General features: G+C 61.5%; 18 protein-coding genes and 1 pseudogene. 6 read left to right on the forward strand and 13 right to left on the reverse strand.

Going from position 1 to position 18,502, the window contains the following annotated elements:
- The first annotated feature begins 251 nt into the window (after positions 1-251).
- A complete protein-coding gene (yegS, locus tag BMZ57_RS01885; RefSeq protein WP_010208787.1) occupies positions 252-1,172 on the forward strand; it encodes a lipid kinase YegS in 921 nt (306 codons plus the stop codon).
- Here the strand turns inward: yegS and BMZ57_RS01890 are convergent.
- The 3 genes from BMZ57_RS01890 to BMZ57_RS01900 all read right to left on the reverse strand — a co-directional run bounded on the left by BMZ57_RS01890 (position 1,131) and on the right by BMZ57_RS01900 (position 3,496).
- Positions 1,131-1,790 (reverse strand): response regulator transcription factor, encoded by a 660-nt coding sequence (locus tag BMZ57_RS01890; protein ID WP_010208790.1) that lies wholly within the window; start codon positions 1,788-1,790, stop codon positions 1,131-1,133. The two genes, yegS and BMZ57_RS01890, sit on opposite strands and share 42 nt — an antisense overlap.
- Positions 1,787-2,677 (reverse strand): sensor histidine kinase, encoded by an 891-nt coding sequence (locus BMZ57_RS01895; RefSeq protein WP_069673210.1) that lies wholly within the window; start codon positions 2,675-2,677, stop codon positions 1,787-1,789. The genes BMZ57_RS01890 and BMZ57_RS01895 overlap by 4 nt, the downstream gene beginning before the upstream one ends.
- Before the next feature lie 369 nt (positions 2,678-3,046).
- Positions 3,047-3,496 carry a hypothetical protein gene (locus BMZ57_RS01900; RefSeq protein ID WP_021490826.1) on the reverse strand — a complete coding sequence of 150 codons (450 nt, stop codon included), beginning with the start codon at positions 3,494-3,496 and terminating at the stop codon, positions 3,047-3,049.
- A 539-nt stretch (positions 3,497-4,035) separates the two neighbouring features.
- On the opposite strand from BMZ57_RS01900, the gene BMZ57_RS01905 reads away from it, so the two are divergent.
- A complete protein-coding gene (locus BMZ57_RS01905) occupies positions 4,036-4,971 on the forward strand; it encodes a chemotaxis protein CheV (protein WP_010208794.1) in 936 nt (311 codons plus the stop codon).
- Positions 4,972-5,010: 39 nt separating this feature from the next.
- Positions 5,011-5,817, forward strand: a complete 807-nt coding sequence (locus tag BMZ57_RS01910) for an MOSC domain-containing protein (RefSeq protein ID WP_010208795.1) — start codon at positions 5,011-5,013, stop codon at positions 5,815-5,817.
- A 66-nt stretch (positions 5,818-5,883) separates the two neighbouring features.
- Here BMZ57_RS01910 and ppnP read toward each other — a convergent pair whose 3' ends face one another.
- The 9 genes and pseudogenes from ppnP to BMZ57_RS01950 form a co-directional block, all read right to left on the reverse strand.
- Positions 5,884-6,168 carry a pyrimidine/purine nucleoside phosphorylase gene (gene ppnP / locus BMZ57_RS01915; RefSeq protein ID WP_010208796.1) on the reverse strand — a complete coding sequence of 95 codons (285 nt, stop codon included), beginning with the start codon at positions 6,166-6,168 and terminating at the stop codon, positions 5,884-5,886.
- A 32-nt stretch (positions 6,169-6,200) separates the two neighbouring features.
- A pseudogene (locus BMZ57_RS30090) lies at positions 6,201-6,290 on the reverse strand (outer membrane lipoprotein carrier protein LolA); the annotation flags it as partial.
- 65 nt (positions 6,291-6,355) lie between these two features.
- The gene (locus tag BMZ57_RS01920) at positions 6,356-6,898 is read right to left on the reverse strand and encodes a 3'-5' exonuclease (RefSeq protein ID WP_010208797.1); all 543 of its coding nucleotides are present in this window, start codon (positions 6,896-6,898) and stop codon (positions 6,356-6,358) included.
- A 73-nt stretch (positions 6,899-6,971) separates the two neighbouring features.
- Positions 6,972-8,855: an acetyl-CoA carboxylase biotin carboxylase subunit gene (locus BMZ57_RS01925; RefSeq protein ID WP_042571860.1), complete on the reverse strand. Its 1,884-nt coding sequence runs from the start codon at positions 8,853-8,855 to the stop codon at positions 6,972-6,974.
- Between the two features lie 117 nt (positions 8,856-8,972).
- Entirely contained in the window at positions 8,973-9,734 is a 762-nt protein-coding gene (locus tag BMZ57_RS01930) for an enoyl-CoA hydratase/isomerase family protein (RefSeq protein ID WP_044287598.1), read from the reverse strand.
- Complete coding sequence (atuD, locus tag BMZ57_RS01935) at positions 9,731-10,888, reverse strand: citronellyl-CoA dehydrogenase (RefSeq protein WP_010208800.1); 1,158 nt, start codon at positions 10,886-10,888, stop codon at positions 9,731-9,733. Before atuD ends, BMZ57_RS01930 begins: the two co-directional genes overlap by 4 nt.
- 13 nt (positions 10,889-10,901) lie before the next feature.
- Positions 10,902-12,518, reverse strand: coding sequence for a geranyl-CoA carboxylase subunit beta (atuC, locus tag BMZ57_RS01940; RefSeq protein ID WP_042571859.1), 1,617 nt, complete (start codon positions 12,516-12,518; stop codon positions 10,902-10,904).
- Positions 12,519-12,521: 3 nt separating this feature from the next.
- Positions 12,522-13,394 (reverse strand): SDR family oxidoreductase, encoded by an 873-nt coding sequence (locus BMZ57_RS01945; RefSeq protein ID WP_010208802.1) that lies wholly within the window; start codon positions 13,392-13,394, stop codon positions 12,522-12,524.
- A 13-nt stretch (positions 13,395-13,407) separates the two neighbouring features.
- Positions 13,408-15,186, reverse strand: coding sequence for an acyclic terpene utilization AtuA family protein (locus tag BMZ57_RS01950; RefSeq protein WP_010208804.1), 1,779 nt, complete (start codon positions 15,184-15,186; stop codon positions 13,408-13,410).
- Positions 15,187-15,339: 153 nt separating this feature from the next.
- Here BMZ57_RS01950 and BMZ57_RS01955 point away from each other — a divergent pair, with 153 nt between their 5' ends.
- Positions 15,340-15,963: a TetR/AcrR family transcriptional regulator gene (locus tag BMZ57_RS01955; protein WP_010208805.1), complete on the forward strand. Its 624-nt coding sequence runs from the start codon at positions 15,340-15,342 to the stop codon at positions 15,961-15,963.
- Between the two features lie 94 nt (positions 15,964-16,057).
- Positions 16,058-16,846: a substrate-binding periplasmic protein gene (locus BMZ57_RS01960; RefSeq protein WP_010208806.1), complete on the forward strand. Its 789-nt coding sequence runs from the start codon at positions 16,058-16,060 to the stop codon at positions 16,844-16,846.
- Between the two features lie 42 nt (positions 16,847-16,888).
- Here BMZ57_RS01960 and BMZ57_RS01965 read toward each other — a convergent pair whose 3' ends face one another.
- Positions 16,889-17,440 carry an RNA polymerase factor sigma-70 gene (locus BMZ57_RS01965; RefSeq protein WP_005789991.1) on the reverse strand — a complete coding sequence of 184 codons (552 nt, stop codon included), beginning with the start codon at positions 17,438-17,440 and terminating at the stop codon, positions 16,889-16,891.
- 302 nt (positions 17,441-17,742) lie between these two features.
- Here BMZ57_RS01965 and BMZ57_RS01970 point away from each other — a divergent pair, with 302 nt between their 5' ends.
- On the forward strand, positions 17,743-18,495 hold the full coding sequence (locus tag BMZ57_RS01970) for a thioesterase II family protein (RefSeq protein ID WP_069673209.1): 753 nt from the start codon (positions 17,743-17,745) through the stop codon (positions 18,493-18,495).
- The last annotated feature ends 7 nt before the right edge of the window (positions 18,496-18,502 follow it).

Genomic DNA, 18,502 nt, shown 5'->3' on the forward strand with positions numbered 1-18,502 from the left:
TAGATATCAATCTGCTCTGGCTTTGTTTTTGATCTTTGGCGCCCCCCAAATCACTGTCGGATTACGGGCACACCGAGTATTGAGGCTCTTTTCCAAAAGTGACCCGCCGTAAGGGCGGAACCCTAAGCAGCCGTTACCCAAAAAACGGATATGTACTCAATCATCCAATTATTTTCCCATTCTATGGCTTTTTTTTCCTCGCCAAAGGTCCACATCTTCCGAGCACCTTTGAATCCAGGAGTAACCCACCCATGACCACCCCCAAAGCCCTGTTGATCCTCCACGGCAAGCAAGCCCTCAACGAGGACGTACGCTCCGCCGTGCAGGCCCGGCGCGAGCAGGGTGGGGAGCTGGCCGTGCGGGTCACCTGGGAAGGTGGCGATGCCCAACGTCTGGTCAGCGAAGCCCTGGCCGACGGCTACACCCACATCATTGCCGGCGGCGGCGACGGTACCTTGCGTGATGTGGCCGAAGCCATGGCCCAGGCCAAGACTGACGCCAGCCTGGTGTTGATGCCCCTGGGCACCGCCAACGACTTCGCCAAGGCTGCCGGTGTGCCGCTGGAACCCGCCCAGGCCCTGGCACTGCTGGATGTGCCGCCAAGGGCCATTGACCTTGGCCAGGTCGGCGGGCAAATCTTCCTCAACATGGCCACCGGCGGTTTCGGCAGCCAAGTCACGGCCAATACCTCTGAAGACTTGAAGAAGGTCCTGGGCGGCGCCGCCTACCTGTTCACGGGTTTGACGCGGTTCAGCGAGCTAAAGGCTGCCTACGCCGAGCTGGACGGCCCCGACTTCCATTGGAAAGGCGAGTTGCTCGCCCTGGGCATCGGCAACGGTCGCCAGGCGGGCGGTGGGCATGAGCTATGTCCAGGCGCCATGGCCGATGATGGCTTGCTGGATGTCAGCATCCTGCCCGCGCCTCAGGAAGTGGTCGGTACTCTGCGAGAACTGATGAGCAATGGCTGGGGCCTGGACACCATGTTTGTGCGGGCGCGCCTGCCATGGGTGAATATCAAGGTCGCGCAGGGCCTGTACATCAACCTGGATGGCGAGCCGCTGGAGGGCGATGACCTGCACTTCGAGGCCTTGCCCAAGGCCTTGCGTGTGCACCTGCCGGTGGATTCGCCGTTAGTCGTCCAGGCTGATGATCTGCTCGCGCACCGCAAATAACACCAGGCCCGCCACGTCGAAAATCTGCAGGCGCTTCATGATCTGCGAGCGGTGCGCTTCCACGGTCTTGATGCTCAGGCCCAGGCCGTGGGCGATTTCCCGGGTAGACTTGCCGCGTACGATCAGGCGCAGAATTTCCAGCTGCCGCGCCGTGAGGTTGTGGCTATGACCCGCGGGCGGGGTTGGACCCTGGCTGCGCACCAGCGCCTGGTTGATCACCGTGTGGGCAATCGCCGGGCTCAGATAGCGCTCGTTGTTGCGCAGGGCCAGGAGCGCGTGTTCCAGCTCGTTGGCGGTGGTGTCCTTGAGCAGGTAGCCGTGGGCGCCGGATTCCAGCGCGCACATGATCAGTTCCGGGTCGGTGTGCATCGACAGGATCAGCACGCGGCTCTTGGGGTAGGCGCGCTTGAGTTGCTGCAGGGCATCCAGGCCGCCGGTGTGTTTCATCGACAGGTCCAGCAGCACGATATCGGGCAACAGGGCGCTGAACCGCTCCAGTAATTGCGCGCCATCGCTGGCTTCGCCGACCACCGTGTAACCAGGAATGTCCTGGACCAGCGCGCGTACGCCGGCCCGGATCAGTGCATGGTCATCCACCAGGAGTAATGTGCAGGTCACTCGAGAACCTTAGGGGAACTGGCCCGTTCGAGGGCGCGGGGCGCCCAGGGGAAAAGCGCGTCGATCCGTGTCCCTTTGCCTGGCTGGCTGCTGACGGATAATGAACCGCCAAGCTGATCAATCCGCTCTGACATACCGGCCATACCTCGTTGGCCTTCCAGGCCCGGGTCGATGGCTGGCGAAAAGCCCTGGCCGTCATCGCTGATAAACAGTGACAGGCCCTCAGGCAGGCGTTGCAGGCGTACCAGCAGATTGCGCGCCTGGGCGTGGCGCAGCATGTTGGTCACCGCTTCCTGGGTAATGCGAAAGGCTGCCACGGCCATTTCTTCCGGGATGCCGGTCAGCCGTTGCTGGCATTCCAGGCTCCAGCACACCTGCGTGTTTTCAAGGGTTTTGAGCAGGTGCGCCCGCAGGCTGGCTTCCAGGCCCAGGCTGGCCAACTGGCGCGGGTTGAGGATGGCGGAGACGTCACGCACCTTGGCCAGGGTTTCATTGAGGGTGTTGCACAGCACCGTGCACTGGCTTTGTAGGTCTTCGGGCAGGCGGCGCTTGAGCCATTCGCTTTGCAGCTTGGCGGCAGTGAGCAGTTGGCCGATGTCGTCATGCAGTTCGCGACTGAGGCGGTGGCGTTCGTTTTCCTGCACTTGCAACAGGCGATCGGCCAGTTCCTGGGGCTGGAACTTGATGGCTTTGCGCGAGTGCCACTGTTGCAGGCCGACCACCACCAGTGTGGTCAGGTTGAGCATCACCAGCAGCGGCAAGGCCGCGGAAAAATGGTAGGCCCACAGGCTCAGCAGCAGCGAGCCAAGGCACAGCGCGAGGATCAAACGGCGTGCATTGCTGCGGGACGCGGACCTTGCGATGAGTGTCTTGAGGGAGGCGTACATAGCGGATGGAGCCAATGAAGGTTCGCTGCGGAAAGTCCGGTCACGGCGGCTGACAGGGCTCTGTTTGGACCGTGTAATCGAATCGTTTTTATGCATGATGAAGTTGAGTCACTTCGAGTGGGGCATAGTACCACCACTATTACCGTTGGTCGCCTGGTGCCGTGCCAGGCAAGGGGTATTAACTGCGCAAATGCTCCGGGCGGTATTCCCAGAGTTCATGGAGTAGGGGCGTTATATTATTTCTGTTTGTTTGTATCGTTATTACCATTAATGGCTAATTGATATCTTTTTCTGCGCAACGAAATGCCCTTGAATTAATGGGGATGTCGTTTTCAGATAACTTCCGGTTAAACACGACCTGATATTCGCTCAAGACGCGTGGTGCATCCGCTGCTGCGGTTTATAGCTGAAGTCTTTTTGCGGAATCTGTAGCGTGACAGTAGCAATCAGGGTTGCTTGCTCACTCTCATCCATACCCAGTTCGCCGGTGCGGGCATCGATCAGTTCAAGCTGCCATGCCAGTAGCGTCAGGCACGCGTGCAAGGCATCCAGCGCCTGATCATGCAGTTGCATCGGGCTGGCAGCATTGGCAATCAGGTAGTGGATATGCCGGGAAAATTCGCTGATCGCCTGCAGGGCCAGGTTGTCAGCCTTCTCGGCCAGTTTCGTCAGGCTGGCCTTCATGCACTCGATGGCATCGCTGTCGTCGCGGATCAGGTGCAGATGGCTCAAGCACTCTTGCGACTTGGCCAGCAGGGTTTCTGCTTCAAGCAAAAATTCAGGAAGAGTTGTCTGCCATTCATTTGCGCTGTTCATCATACAAGTCTCCGCAACATAAGGTCGGGTGATGAGATGTCGCACCGGGTGAATGGCTTAAAAGTAGCGCTGAAATATGACTGGGATCTGTAGGTTGCTTCTGAATTGTCAGTAGGAAGATTATTAGAGTGACGGCGAGGGCTGTGCGCGGCCGTCATGAACGGGGTCAATTGCACACCTTCAATTGCCGACATTTGAATGTCTAGAAGGCCTGTGGGCCGAGGGCTTGGGATGGCAAACAAAAGCCTGACTCCATTCATGCATTGAGAATGGCGTCACATTAATGGCTATTAGATATTGCGAATATCAGGTTGGGCCTGATTGTGCGTAGGGGAATCCCTTACATGGCGGAACCTTGCACCGAATTGAATGTCGTGCAACGTCGCCGTGCCGCTCTCTGGAGAGGCCAGCGCAGTAAACCATGATGTCAGTGTGACATCAATGGATTTACGTGGCATTTTACAAGGGTCAAGGTCTGGCGCTTGCCGCCGATAACAAGCTGTAAGTGAGCTGCACAACCTTTAGCGCATCAGGAGCATTTAATGGCCGGCATTCTCGACACGGTAGATCAACGCACGCAACTGGTGGGTGAGAATCGCCTGGAAATCCTCATGTTCCGCCTGTTCGGGCGTCAGTTGTTCGCGATCAACGTGTTCAAGGTGCAGGAAGTCCTGCAACTGCCCAAGTTGACCTTGATGCCGCAGCGCCACCCGTTCGTCTGTGGCGTGGTCAACCTGCGGGGCCAGACCCTGCCGGTGATTGACCTGTCCCAGGCCATTGGGATGCGCCCGCTGGTGCCGGGCCCCAACAGCACCATTATCGTCACCGAGTACAACCGCTCGGTGCAGGCGTTCCTGGTGGGCGGCGTGGACCGCATCGTCAACATGAACTGGGAAGCCATCCTGCCGCCACCGACCAGTGCCGGTCGCCAGCATTACCTCACGGCCATCAGCAAGGTCGACGACCAGTTGGTGGAAATCATCGACGTGGAAAAAGTCCTGGCCGAGATCGTGCCGTACAACGCCAAGGTCTCCCGTGAAAAACTCGAAGATCCGGTGCTGGAGCGTGCCCGTGGCCGCGAAGTGCTGCTGGTAGACGATTCCAACGTGGCCCTCTCGCAACTGCGCGACACACTCGGCCAGTTGGGGGTGAAGATGCACATCGCCAGCGACGGTCTCAAGGCGCTGAACATGCTCAAGGCCTGGGCCGACAGCGGCCAGGTGATGACCGACAAGCTGCTGATGATCTTCACCGACGCCGAAATGCCCGAGATGGACGGTTACCGCCTCACCACGGAGATCCGCAACGACCCGCGTCTGCGTGGCTTGTATGTGGTGCTGCACACCTCGCTGTCGGGCAGTTTCAACGATTCGATGGTGAAGAAGGTCGGCTGCGACAACTTCCTGTCCAAATTCCAGCCCGACAAGCTGGTGGATGTGGTGCGTCAGCGTCTGATGCTGGACGAAGTGCCCGCTTGACCTTAGGGTGATGGCTTTGTCCCTCAGGAATGCAGGCTCATGCTTCGTCTCAGCGCGTTGTACCGTTACCCCTTGAAGTCCGGCAAGGCCGAAATACTGCAGCACGTCGGCCTGGATAAACTCGGGGTGGACGGGGACCGACGCTGGATGCTGGTGGATGAAGCCAGTGGACGTTTCCTCACGCAGCGTGCCGTGGCAAAGATGAGCCAACTGTCGGCGTTGTGGAACCGCAGCGGCGGCCTCACCTTGAGTTCGCCGGGTTACACGCCGCTGGACGTGGCGCTGCCCGGCAGCGACGCCGAGTTGCGGGGTGTGACGATCTGGCGCGACACCTTGCGCGTGCCGGACGCGGGCGACGCGGCGGCCGCGTGGGTCAGCGATTTCATCGGCAAACCGACGCGCCTGGTGCAAATCCCCCTCGAACGCGCCCGCACCACTCAGGCCGGTTACGGCAAGGACGACGACCAGGTCGCGTTTGCCGACGGTTACCCGCTGCTGGTGATCGGTCAGGCGTCACTGGACGACCTTTCACAGCGCATCGGCCGCCCCATGGACATGTTGCGCTTTCGGCCCAACCTGGTCATTGAGGGCAGCGCAGCCTTCGCCGAAGATGGCTGGAAACGCTTGCGCATCGGCGACGTGGAGTTTCGTGCGGTCAAGCCGTGCTCGCGCTGCATCCTCACCACCATCGACCCGCAGACTGGCGAGCGCAGCGCTGACCGCGAACCTTTCGCCACGCTTGAGGCATATCGCAAGACCGAAGCCGGCGCGATTTTCGGCCAGAACCTGGTCAACGACGGTATCGGGCGCCTGGAAGTCGGGATGCCGGTGACGATCCTGGAGTAACTTTCCTCACGCATAAAAAAAGCCCGTCTCCTGCGAGACGGGCTTTTTTTTGCTTCCGGGAAACCCTTAGCCGCGGTATTCGCACAGGTAAGCGGTGTCCACGGCGACCTTCAGCTGGAACTTGCTGTTGGCGGGCACGTTGAACTGGCTGCCGGCGGCGAAGGTTTCCCACTCGCTGGCATCAGGCAGTTTGACGGTCAGGGCGCCAGACACCACGTGCATGATCTCACGCTGGGCGGTGCCGAACTCGTATTCGCCGGGGGCCATTACGCCGATGGTCGCCGGACCTTCTGCGGTGCCGAAAGCGATCGACTTGACGGTGCCGTCGAAGTACTCGTTGACTTTGAACATGGGCGATTCCTCGGAAAAGGGGTTGATGCTTTTATTGTAGGAGCGAGCTTGCTCGCGAAGAACGCCCAGGCACCGCGTTTAATCAGATCACCCGCTTTAGCGTTGACGTTCTTCGCGAGCAAGCTCGCTCCTACAGGTAAGCATCACCAAAAAGGGCGTCCAGTATGCCCAAGGCCAGTGGAGCTGCCTAGACCGGCAAAATCAACGGCAGCAGGCGCGCGGTGTTGCGTGCATCCTCCAGCGCCCGATGCTGTTGGCCATGGAACTGCAACCCCGCCAATTGCAGGGCGCCGTTGAGCCCCAGGGGCTTGTCCAGGCGCCTGGCCTTGGCGAAGCGCTGCTTGAGGTTTAGGTGGGGCGTGGTCGCGAGTGCGCTGGACAGGCCGTGGCGCTGCCATTCGAGTTCCAGTTGCTTACGATCGTAATCACCCCAGCTGGCCCAGCCTTCCAGGCGCGGCTGATGCTGGCCCAGCCAGCGCTCGAATAGCGGCCACACCTCGGTCATCGGCGCCGCGCCATCAATGTTTGCCTGGGTGATGTGGGTCAGTTGGCGACAAAAGGGCGTTAGCAATGGCCGGCGCAGCGGCCGCACAAAGCGCTGGAAGTGATCCAGTTCGCGGCCCTGGCGGTTGACCAGGCTCGCGCCGATCTCGATGACTTCCATCTCCGTCACGGGCCAGCCGCCTTCATCCGTTGTGGCTTCAAGGTCAATAATCAGCCAATGAGGCATCGTGCAGGTTCCCGTACTCTTCCCTTTCTGATGGGGATAGAGCGTAGCCCGGCCCTGTAGTTCCGCCTAGGGGCTAGACGATCTCCAGTAAAACTTGACGATTGCGCACCTGATCACCGGCGATTACTTGCACGCCCTTGATCACACCGTCGATACCGGCCGTCAACGGATGCTCCATTTTCATGGCTTCGAGCACCAGCAACAGTTGGCCTTTGGTCACGCTGTCGCCGGCGCTGACCCGCACATCGACAATTGCACCGTCCATCGGCGCCTTGACCGTGCCGCTGCTGACGTTGGCCTGGCGGCTGGCGACTTGCTGGGTGCGGTCAGTCACCGTGAGGCCAGGTAGCCACAGTTGGTTGCCGACGAGGTGATAGGCGGTGCGGCGGCGGATGCCATTGAACACGTGGTTGGCGTGGCGGCCGTCGGTGGTGAGAGGCAGGGGGGCAGCGTTGACGGTGTGGGTGTCGCCGTTGACCTCCAGGCGATAGGTGCAGGGTGCGCTGGTGTTGTTGCGCCATCCCGCCAGGCCTTGGGGATGCTGGTTGGCGCTGTGCTGGTAAAACAGTGCGGCGGCCAGGGCAAGGTGTTCTGCTGACGGCGTCAGGGGCTGGATTTCGCTGAAGTGCTCAGCAATAAATCCGGTACTGAAATCGCCGCCGACAAAGTCCGGATGCTTGAGCAGATCAACCAGCAACGGCTGATTGGTGGTGACCCCGAGCAGCACCGTATCTTCCACCGCCCGTAGCAATTTGCGTCGCGCCTCTTCGCGGGTCGCGCCATAGGCAATGATTTTGCCCAGCATCGGGTCGTAGAACGGGCTGATGCGTTGGCCTTCCGTCACTCCATGGTCGATACGCACGCCAGCGGCCGGATCCCAGCGCAACACCTCACCGGTTTGCGGCAGGAAACCCTGGGCCGGGTCTTCGGCGTACAGGCGCACTTCCATGGCGTGGCCGTTGAGGGAGACGTCCGGCTGTGTCAGCGGCAATGGTTGGCCGGCGGCGATTTGCAACTGCCAGTCCACCAGGTCGAGGCCGGTGATCAGTTCGGTCACCGGGTGTTCCACTTGCAGACGCGTGTTCATTTCCAGGAAGTAGAATCGGCCGTTGCGGTCGAGCAGGAATTCCACGGTGCCGGCGCCGACGTAGTTCACCGCACGCCCGGCGTTCAAAGCGGCTTCGCCCATGGCCTGGCGCAGTTCGGGCGTCATGACCGGGCAGGGGGCTTCCTCGATGATTTTCTGATGGCGGCGCTGGATCGAGCAGTCGCGCTCGCCGAGGTAAATGAGGTGGCCGTGGCTGTCGCCGAACAGCTGGATTTCGACGTGGCGCGGGTCGATCAGGGCTTGTTCGAGGATCAGTTCGCCGCTGCCGAAGGCGTTTTTGGCCTCTGAGCGGGCGGTGTGCAGGTTGTCCAGCAGCTCTTCTGGGTGCTGGACGAGGCGCATGCCGCGACCGCCACCGCCGGCGCTGGCTTTGATCATCAAGGGGTAGCCGATGGCGTCGGCTTCCCGTTGCAGGGTGCTGTCGTCCTGGGCGCTGCCTTGGTAACCGGCGATGCACGGCACGCCCGCGTCGAGCATGGCGAGTTTGGACAGGCGTTTGCTGCCCATCAGTTCGATGGCTTCGGGGCTGGGACCGATAAAGGTCAGGCCGGCTTGCTGGCAGGCGCGGGCGAAGTCGGGGTTTTCGGAGAGGAAGCCGTAGCCGGGGTGGATGGCATCGGCGCTGGTGACTCTGGCAGCGTTGAGGATGGCGTCGATATTGAGGTATGACTGTTGGACCGGGGCGGGGCCGATGTGCACGGCTTCGTCGGCCATCTGTACGTGCAGGGCCTGGGCGTCGGCATCGCTGTAGACCGCCACCGTGCGATAGCCAAGGGCCTGGGCGGTGCGCTGGATGCGGCAGGCGATTTCACCGCGGTTGGCGATCAGGATTTTGCTGAATGCGGGCATGGGTGTATCCCTTGGCTGATGGGGTGTTTGAGCGGGCCTCATCGCAGGCAAGCCAGCCCCCACAGTTGTAGGTGTTCGCACCTCTGCACTGTGGGAGCTGGCTTGCTCGCGATGGCGTCACTTACACCACCGAGGCTTTCTTTTCTGCACAAACGCCTGCGTCCCCTCAATCCCTTCTTCGCTCCTTACCGCCTCGGCAAACCACTGCGCCCCTCGGTCCAGCACAGCCTCAAGCGGCTCATCCACACTCGCCAGCAACAGGGATTTGGTCCGTCCATTCGCGCCTGGTGCGCAGCGCAGCACGTGTCCCAGTACCTCATCCAACCGCTCTGCCAGCGCCTGCGGGTCGCGCTCGGTAAAATGCACCACCCCCAATCGTTCAGCTTCCACGCCATCAAACCGAGCTGCCGTCAGCGCCAACCGTCGAGCCTGGGTCAGGCCAATCCGCTTGACCACAAACGGCGCAATCTGCGCTGGTAATAATCCCAGGCTGGTCTCCGGCAATCCGAATTGCGCCTGGTGATCGGCTATCGCGATATCACTCACACACGCCAATCCAAACCCCCCGCCCAGCACCGCGCCTTGCAGCACCGCGATCACGACTTGCGGCACGCTTTCCACTTCCTGCAGCAAGGTGCCAAACGCCCGGTTCAGTGCCTGTAGTTGGCTACCCGCGGTGACGAGATCCTTCACGTCCGCCCCGGCGCAAAAATGCCCGCCTGAACCGCTGATCACCACCGCCCGCGTCTGGCTGTCCAACTTCGCCATCACGCTGCGCAGTTCATTGACCATTTCCAGGCTCATCGCATTGCGGCTTTCAGGGCGGTTGAGGGTGATGTGCAACACGCCGTTGTGCGGTTCCAGCAGCAAGGTCTTCATGATTTTTTCCCCGGCAAGGTGCCCATCAGTTTGCAGATGATGCCCAGCATGATTTCGTCGGCGCCGCCGCCGATCGACACCAGGCGCACATCGCGATAAGCGCGGGCCACGGGGTTGTCCCACATAAAGCCCATGCCGCCCCAGTATTGCAGGCAACTGTCGCTGACTTCGCGGCCCAGGCGCCCGGCCTTGAGCTTGGCCATGGAGGCCAGGCGGGTGACGTCCTGGCCTTTGATGTATTGCTCGGTGGCCTGATAGACCAGCGCGCGCAGGCATTCGATTTCGGTGGAGAGCTCAGCCAAGCGAAAGTGAATGACCTGGTTATCGATCAGCGCCTTGCCGAAGGTCTGGCGTTCTTTGCAGTAGTCGATGGTGCTGTCGATGCAGTGCTCCAGGCCCTTGATCATATTGGCCGCGCCAAACAGGCGTTCTTCCTGGAACTGCAGCATCTGCATCATGAACCCCGCGCCTTCATGGCCGATGCGGTTGCGCTGCGGCACGCGCACGTCGTCGAAGAACACCTGGGCGGTCTCGGAGCTGTGCATGCCAAGCTTTTCCAGGGGCGGGCTGACGCTGATGCCGGGGGTGTTCATCGGCACCATGATCAGCGACTTGTTGATGTGCGGTTTGTCGTCGGAAGTGTTGGCCAGCAGGCAGATGAAGTCGGCGCTGGGTGAGTTGGTGATCCACATTTTGCTGCCGTTGATCACGTAGTCGTCGCCGTCCTTGCGCGCATGGGTCTTGAGCCCGGCCACGTCGGAGCCGGCGCCGGTTTCCGAGACGCCGATGCAGCCGACCTGCTCGCCGCTGATGGCCGGACGCAGGAATTCGTCGCGCAGTTCATCGCTGCCGAAGCGGGCGAGGGCGGGGGTGCACATGTCGGTCTGCACGCCGATGGACATGGGAATGCCGCCGCAGCGAATGGTGCCGAACTCTTCGGCGGCGACGATGGAATAGCTGTAGTCCAGGCCCATGCCACCGAATTTCTCCGGCTTGGAAATGCCCAGCAGACCGAGGTCGCCAGCCTTGCGGAAGATCTCATGGATGGGAAAGCGTCCGGCTTTTTCCCATGCGTCCACATGGGGGTTGATCTCACGGTCGACGAAGGCGCGGACGGTGCGGCGCAGTGCCTGGTGTTCTTGGGTAAAGATCATTTTTATTGTTCTCCTAAAAACGCGCTACACCGAAGGTATTGGCTTGCAACTCACGCACCTGCGCCTCGTGGCAGATATCCAGCAGAAAGCCCAGCAAGGTCCGTGTATCCCGTGGATCAATCAGCCCGTCGTCCCACAAATTGGCACTGCCATAAAGCGCGGTGGATTGGCTGTCGAGCTTCTGTGCGGTGACCTGCTCCAGCATGTCCAGCACCTTGGGGTCCGGCACCAGGCCGTCCTTCAACTGCTTGGCCTCAGTGACGATGCGCAGCACTTTGCCCGCCTGCGCACCGCCCATCACCGCCGTGCGGCTGTTGGGCCAGGCGAAGATAAAGCGCGGGTCCAGGCCGCGGCCGCACATTGCATAGTTGCCGGCGCCGTAGGAGCCGCCCACCACAATCGTGAGTTTAGGCACTCGTGCATTGGCCACCGCCTGGATCATCTTCGCGCCGTGCTTGATCACGCCTTGCTGCTCTGACTCGGTGCCGACCATGAAGCCAGTGGTGTTGTGCAAGAACAGCAGCGGCGTGCGGCTTTGGTCGCACAGTTGGATAAAGTGTGCGGCCTTGGTCGCGCCCTTGGGCGTGATCGGGCCGTTGTTGCCGATCACCCCGACGGCGTGGCCTTGGATGTGCAGGTGGCCGCAGACGGTGTGGGCGTCGAACTCGCCTTTGAATTCAAGGAAGCGGGAGCCGTCGGCCAGGCGCGCGAGGATTTCGCGGACGTCGTAGGGTTTCTTCGGGTCGTCAGGGATCAGGCCCAGCAGTTCTTCGATGGGATACAGGGGTTCTGCGTAAGCACGGTTTGGCACCATTGGCAGGTGATCATTCCAGGGCAACAGGCCGACGATGTCCCGTGCGATGCGCACACCGTCGGCGTCATTTTCCGCCAGGTATTCGGCGGTGCCGGCGGTGTGTGCGTGCATCTCTGCGCCGCCCAGTTCTTCATCGGTGGCCACTTCGCCGGTTGCGGCCTTGAGCAGCGGCGGGCCCGCGAGGAACAGTTTGGCCCGGCCACGCACCACCACCACGTAATCCGACAGCCCCGGCTGATAGGCACCGCCCGCCGTGGCCGAGCCATGCACCACGGTGATCTGCGGCAAACCCATGGCCGACATGCGCGCCTGGTTGGCGAAGCTGCGCGCGCCCTCGACGAAAATCTCGGCGGCGTAGTTGAGGTTGGCGCCGCCGCTTTCGGCCAGGGTCACCACGGGCAGTTTGTTCTCCATCGCGATGTGTTGCAGGCGCAGAGATTTCTTCAGGCCGGTGGGGGAAATGGTGCCGCCCTTGATCGCGCTGTTATTGGCCACCACCAGCATGCGCACGCCCCTGACGTAGCCGATGCCGGCGATCAACCCACCGCCGGCGGCGCTGCCATCCTTGTCGTCGTGCAGCTTGTAGCCGGCCAGGCTGGCCAGTTCCAGGAACGGCGCGCCGGGGTCCAGCAACAGGGCGAGACGCTCGCGGGGCAGCAGTTGGCCGCGCTTGTCGAACTTGGGCTTGGCTTCCTGAGCCTTGGCGAGCAGGGTGTGTTCCAACTGGTGAAGGTGGGCGATGGCCGCCAGCATGGCCTCGCGATTTTGCGCGAACTGGGCGTGGTGGGTGTCGATCAAGGACTCGATTACCGGCATGGTCTATTTCTCCGCCTTGAGCACATCCGGCAGGTAGGCACGGTGAAAGCCATTGAAGGGTTCGCTCGGTGCCTGCGCCTTGTGCAACGGCCAGGCGCGGCTGCCCAGGCTGGCCGCACCGTCGATGCGCAAAGTGCTGCCACTGATGAAGGCGGCGGCGGGGCTGAGCAGGAACACGATGGCCGCGCTGACTTCCGATTCGGTGCCGATGCGCTTGAGCGGCACGTGTTCGCGCAAGGTCGGGATCACCGCCTTGAACGCGCCTTCGTAGGTGTCCATGCCGCTGGAGGCGATCCAGCCCGGCGCCACGGCATTGACCCGTACCCCGGCGTAACCCCATTCGAAGGCGGCGGTCTTGGTGAAGTTGTCCATGCCCGCGCGCGCCGCACCCGAGTGGCCCATGCCGGGCATGCCCCCCCACATGTCCGCGAGCATGTTGACGATGGCGCCGCCATGCTTGCTCATGGATTGGTTGAACACTTCCCGCGCCACCAGGAAGCCGCCGACGAGGTTGGTGCGGATTACGGTTTCGAAGCCTTTTTGGTTGATCGCCGCCAGCGGTGACGGATATTGGCCCCCCGCATTATTGACCAGGCCGTGGATCGGGCCGTGGGCATGAATGATGTGTTTGACCAGCGCCTTTACGGCCTCTTCATCGCGAATGTCGCACGCCTGCCACGCGGCGCTGCCGCCATCTTCGGCGATCTCGATCGCGACGTTTTGCAGCTTTTCCGGCTTGCGTCCCACCAGGATCACCTTGGCACCCAAGGCCGCCAACTCATGGGCGGTACAGCGGCCAATACCGCTGCCACCGCCGGTGACCATCACGGTGTGCCCGTGGAACAGGTTGGCTTTGAAGATCGAGTCGAAGGCCACGGCAACGCTCCTGTCAGGTGAGTGAATCTGCGATGTGTTGCGGCACGGCGATGGGGATTTCCAGCAGTTGCTGGGCGAAGGCTTTGCCCTGCGGGTCGATGCGCAGGCTGGCGATGCCGCCGCCGCCCAAGGCGTTTTCCAGCAGGAAGTTGAGGCTGTGGCTGCCGGGTAAATACCAGCGCTCGACGCGACCGTGAACGGGGTCCAGCACATGGCCCATCCAGTCGACGATCACTTCCGGGGTCAGCGCTTCGGCGATCCAGGGCAAGTACTCGGGGTCGCGGGCGATCACGCCGATGTTGCTGTGGTTGCCCTTGTCGCCGGAACGCGCCACGGCCAGTTTCACCAGAGGGACGCTGGCGTCGGCGCGGCCTCGGGGCTTGGGTGGGTCAATCGGTGCATCGGGCAGGGCGGGGGCGTCGGCAACCGGCAGGGAGCAGGTGTGGCGTTTGTCCTGCAAGTCGATCAACAGCTGGCAGGCGGATTTATCGATCAGGAATGAAAACAGCCGGATCAACGGGTACACGGTTGGCCGTCCGCCCACGATGCCGGTCAGGCCCGGCGCCATGCCGGTGGCGGCTTGAGCGATCTCACGTGCGAACAGCACCAATGCCTGTTTGCTCGGGTGACGCACCGCCAGTTTCACCACCACTTCGCGGCAGTCCTGACGCTTCGCGTGGGCGCCATAGGTCGCTTCACTGCCGAGCAGTTCGATATTCACCTCGGTGTAGGGCGCCCAACCGCGTTGGCTGAACAGTTCCGAGGTCTTGTGGATGATGGCCTGGCTGACCCGCTCGGCCTTTGCCACCGCATCGATCCCGGCGATCAGGCAACTGGCGGTGCAGCGGAAGCCGTCCGGGTAGGTGGCGCTGACCTTGTACTGATCGGTGGGCGGCAAGCCCCTGGCGCCGTGCAGGCGCACACAGTTTTTGCCTTGCTGCTGCAACTTGACCTGGCTGAAGTCGCAGATCACATCGGGCAGCAGATAGGCCCGCGGGTCACCGATCTCATACAGCAACTGCTCGGCCACGCTGAGTTCGCTGATCAACCCGCCCGTGCCGTCGACCTTGCCGACGGTGAACTGCCCGTCGGCGCCGACTTCTACGATGGGAAAACCGATGTGTTCGTAGTCCGGCACATCGCGCCAATCGGTGAAATTACCGCCGGTACACTGTGCGCCGCATTCGATGATATGCCCGGCCAATGCGGCTTGGGCGAGGCGGTCGTAGTCTTGCCAGGACCAGTTGAACTCATGCACCAGCGCCGCGCTGACCACGGCGCTGTCCACCACGCGACCTGTGATGACGATATCCGCGCCCAGTGCCAGTGCCTGGGTAATGCCCGGTGCGCCGAGGTAGGCGTTGGCGGACACGCACACCGGTGGCAACGGCGTGCCGTTGAACATGTCCGTGATGCCGTGCAGTTGCTTGAGTTGGGGGAGCAGGTCATCGCCCAGCAGCACGGCGATGTTCAGTTTGATACCTGCTTTGTCGCAGGCCGCTTGCAGGGCGGCGGCGCAGGCCTGGGGATGGATACCGCCGGCATTGCTGATCACACGAATGCCCTGGCGCTGGATATCCGCCAGCAAGGGCGTGAGCACTTCGACAAAATCCGTCGCGTAGCCCGCCTGGGGATCTTTCATGCGCGCGCCGGCGAGGATCGACAGGGTGACTTCCGCCAGGTAGTCGAACACCAGGTAATCCAGCTTGCCGCCGTGCACCAACTGGGCAGCGGCGGTGCAGGTGTCGCCCCAGAAGGCGCTGGCACAGCCGATACGAACTGTCTTGCTCATGAGAAATCCTTCCTCGAATGGCTGTGGGCGAGACTACCAAGCAAGCGCTTGGTTTGTAAACGCCAGTCACAAGTTTTAGCCAAGCGCTTGCTTGGGTGGCCGCCACGGCCTAAATTGCCGGCCAAGACGTCCGTGGAAGTAGAGGAGAGAGGCATGGATGAGCATAAAGCCCTGCGGGTGATGCGCACCATGGTTGAAGCCGGCCAACTGACCGACCCCGACAGCGCCCGGGGCAAGCTGCTGCAGACCGCGGCCCACCTGTTTCGCAACAAGGGCTTCGAGCGCACGACGGTGCGCGACCTGGCCAGCGCCGTGGGCATCCAGTCCGGCAGCATCTTTCATCACTTCAAGAGCAAGGACGAGATCTTGCGCGCGGTGATGGAAGAAACCATCCATTACAACACCGCGATGATGCGCGCTTCCCTTGAGGAAGCCAGCAACGTGCGTGAGCGTGTATTGGCGCTGATTCGCTGTGAATTGCAGTCGATCATGGGCGGCAGCGGCGAGGCCATGGCGGTGCTGGTCTACGAATGGCGTTCGCTGTCGGCCGAAGGCCAGGCCCAGGTGCTGGCCCTGCGTGATGTGTATGAGGCGATCTGGCTGCAGGTACTGGGTGAGGCCAAGGACGCCGGCTATATCCGGGGCGATGTATTTATTACCCGGCGTTTCCTCACCGGTGCCTTGTCCTGGACCACCACTTGGTTCCGCGCCGAGGGCAGCCTGACGCTTGAGCAGTTGGCCGAAGAAGCCCTGTTAATGGTTCTGAAAGCCGATTGAGGTGCAAGCTATTAATTTGCCGATGGAAAGTTGTCTCGCCAGACGAAAACGCCTAGCTTATCGCCATTAGCGTTTTTGAACGGTGTGTGCCTTGATGTTTTCGCCATGGCGGCTGGCTGCAGGACTTACCTTTTGGGCACTGGGCACCGCGTGGTGGGGGCAGGCTTCGGCTGCGCAACTGGTCCGCATCGGCGCGGCACATTTCCCGCCCTACACCGTGCGCCCCGAGCAGGGTGCCGATACCGGGTTGCTGCCGCAACTGGTCGAGGCCCTGAACGCCTCGCAAACCGACTACCAATTTGTACTGGTGCCCACCTCTATCCCGCGACGTTTTCGCGATTTCGAGCAGGGCCGGGTGGATATGGCCATCTTCGAAAACCCTGACTGGGGCTGGCAGAAGATTCCCCACACCACGGTCGATATGGGCCTGGAAGACGCAGAGATTTTTGTCGCCCAACGTGAGGCCGGTCGCGACCAAAGCTATTTCGCTGACCTCAAGGGCAAACGCCTGGCGGTATTCAGCGGTTATCACTACGCCTTCGCCAACTTCAACCCCGACCCCAAGTACATGGCGGAGCACTTCAACGCCACGTTGACCTACTCCCATGACAGCAACCTGCTGATGGTTGCGCGCGGGCGTGCCGACATTGCCTTGGTGACCCGTTCGTACTTGAGTGACTTTATGGTGCGCAATGCGGAGATGGCGGGGCAGTTCCTGGTGTCGGAGCGCATCGACCAGGTGTATCACCACTTCGCGCTACTGCGCCCGAAAGCACCGATCACGGGGGAGGCCTTTTCCGCATTGCTCAAACGCTTGCGTGATGATGGCGAGATGCTGAAGATTTTCGAGCCGTACCGCATTGATGTGACGGCGGTACCCTGAGTGTGGGAGCAGGCCTGCTCCCACATTTCCTACAGCGGTGTGTCACACCCTACGTGCAAACGTATCGCTATGGCTGCCCGACACTTTGCGGCAGTGCACCAGCGCATCCCGGATCATGAAGTTCACCAGGGTCGGCGATACGCCAAGTTCCTTGGCGATGTCCTTTTGCGGCACGCCGTGCAGGCGGTACATCTCGAACGCGTAGCGGGTGCGTTGCGGCAGCTCCGTCAGGGCGTCGGCGATGTTTTCCAGGGTGTTGAAATTGATGTGCGAGGTTTCCGGTGAAGCGCCGTGAATAACCACATTCAAGCCTTCCTCTTCCGTCCCGGAGTATTTGAGCTCCAGGGCCTGCTTGCGGTAGTGATCGATCGCCAGGTTGCGCACGATCTGGAACAGATAACTCAATTGAGCCTTGAACGATGACGTGATCGTCGGCGCCGACTGCAGCCGGAAGTAGGCGTCCTGCACTACGTCTTCGGCACGGGAGCGGCAGCCGGTAATACGTGCCGCGATCTTCACCAGGATCAGCCGATTATCGACGAATGCCTGGAGAAGCGGTGAGTCGCACCTGCCTGTGGATACTTGTTCCGTCATGGAAATCACCTTGTCGCAAAAGAAGTCAGGGGAGGGCGTCCTTGCTGAGGCCTCCTACACATCGGGCAACAAATTATGCTGAATGATAATGATTGTCAAATGAGAAGGCGAACTAATCTTATGCTTTCTTGTTAGGTGTGAACCACGTCTCGCTCGTACCCGGCGACTAATTATTTGCTGGTGCCGTCCGTTCTTCTGGGTGACAGGTCCGTTAGTAAAACGGCCAAGGACCAGCACCCGCAGGAGGACGAAATGGGTTTTTATCGTGCATACAGCGTGTTTCAGTTTGGAGTCGTCACTCGATGAGTGCGCCGACCCGACTGCGGCTGTTCTGCCTGCCCTATTCGGGCGCCAGCGCCATGGTTTACGCGCGCTGGCGTCGGGCCCTGCCCGAGTGGTTGCAGGTATGCCCACTGGAATTGCCCGGGCGTGGCATGCGCATGGACGAGCCGTTGCAGCGCGACATCAAGGTGTTGGCGGCCCAGCTCGCCGATGAAATCAGCCGCGACCTGAACGGCCCCTACGCCTTGTTCGGTCACAGCCTCGGCGGCCTGCTCGCCTTCGAGTTGGCGCATGCGCTGCGTGCGCGCGACGTGCCGTCGCCGCTGGCCCTGTTCGCTTCCGGCACGGCCGGGCCGGCACGCCGCGACGTCAGCGAATACGCCATCGAAAAGACCGACGCACAACTGATCGCCCGCCTGCGCGAGCTGCAAGGCACCGCCGAAGAAGCCCTGACCAACCCCGAGTTGATGCAGTTGATGCTGCCGATCCTGCGCGCGGATTTCCTGCTGTGCGGCAGCTTCAGCTACGGCGAGCGCACACCGCTGGGCATGCCGATTCACGTGTTTGGCGGCAAACAGGACAGCGTGCGCGCCGACCAACTGCTCGACTGGCAACTGGATGCCGCCAGTGGCTTTTCCCTGGACATGTTCGACGGCCACCACTTCTTCCTCATACAGCACGAAAGCGCCGTGCTGCGCTGCATGCGGCGCTACGCCGAGGAACACCTGGCCCGATGGCGCAATGGCGTGGCACGTCCACTTGCCGTCGGCTGAGCCAGCC

Origin of the sequence: Pseudomonas simiae (assembly GCF_900111895.1) — a bacterium.
In the GTDB taxonomy this organism is placed as follows: Bacteria; Pseudomonadota; Gammaproteobacteria; order Pseudomonadales; family Pseudomonadaceae; genus Aquipseudomonas; species Aquipseudomonas simiae.

Excerpts from the sequence above, each read along its gene's own strand:
- yegS (WP_010208787.1), top strand. The coding sequence starts at position 252 with ATGACCACCCCCAAAGCCCTGTTGATCCTCCACGGCAAGCAAGCCCTC.
- BMZ57_RS01895 (WP_069673210.1), bottom strand. The coding sequence starts at position 2,677 with ATGTACGCCTCCCTCAAGACACTCATCGCAAGGTCCGCGTCCCGCAGC.
- BMZ57_RS01900 (WP_021490826.1), bottom strand. The coding sequence starts at position 3,496 with ATGATGAACAGCGCAAATGAATGGCAGACAACTCTTCCTGAATTTTTG.
- BMZ57_RS01905 (WP_010208794.1), top strand. The coding sequence starts at position 4,036 with ATGGCCGGCATTCTCGACACGGTAGATCAACGCACGCAACTGGTGGGT.
- BMZ57_RS01910 (WP_010208795.1), top strand. The coding sequence starts at position 5,011 with ATGCTTCGTCTCAGCGCGTTGTACCGTTACCCCTTGAAGTCCGGCAAG.
- ppnP (WP_010208796.1), bottom strand. The coding sequence starts at position 6,168 with ATGTTCAAAGTCAACGAGTACTTCGACGGCACCGTCAAGTCGATCGCT.
- BMZ57_RS01920 (WP_010208797.1), bottom strand. The coding sequence starts at position 6,898 with ATGCCTCATTGGCTGATTATTGACCTTGAAGCCACAACGGATGAAGGC.
- BMZ57_RS01925 (WP_042571860.1), bottom strand. The coding sequence starts at position 8,855 with ATGCCCGCATTCAGCAAAATCCTGATCGCCAACCGCGGTGAAATCGCC.
- BMZ57_RS01930 (WP_044287598.1), bottom strand. The coding sequence starts at position 9,734 with ATGAAGACCTTGCTGCTGGAACCGCACAACGGCGTGTTGCACATCACC.
- atuD (WP_010208800.1), bottom strand. The coding sequence starts at position 10,888 with ATGATCTTTACCCAAGAACACCAGGCACTGCGCCGCACCGTCCGCGCC.
- atuC (WP_042571859.1), bottom strand. The coding sequence starts at position 12,518 with ATGCCGGTAATCGAGTCCTTGATCGACACCCACCACGCCCAGTTCGCG.
- BMZ57_RS01950 (WP_010208804.1), bottom strand. The coding sequence starts at position 15,186 with ATGAGCAAGACAGTTCGTATCGGCTGTGCCAGCGCCTTCTGGGGCGAC.
- BMZ57_RS01955 (WP_010208805.1), top strand. The coding sequence starts at position 15,340 with ATGGATGAGCATAAAGCCCTGCGGGTGATGCGCACCATGGTTGAAGCC.
- BMZ57_RS01960 (WP_010208806.1), top strand. The coding sequence starts at position 16,058 with ATGTTTTCGCCATGGCGGCTGGCTGCAGGACTTACCTTTTGGGCACTG.
- BMZ57_RS01965 (WP_005789991.1), bottom strand. The coding sequence starts at position 17,440 with ATGACGGAACAAGTATCCACAGGCAGGTGCGACTCACCGCTTCTCCAG.
- BMZ57_RS01970 (WP_069673209.1), top strand. The coding sequence starts at position 17,743 with ATGAGTGCGCCGACCCGACTGCGGCTGTTCTGCCTGCCCTATTCGGGC.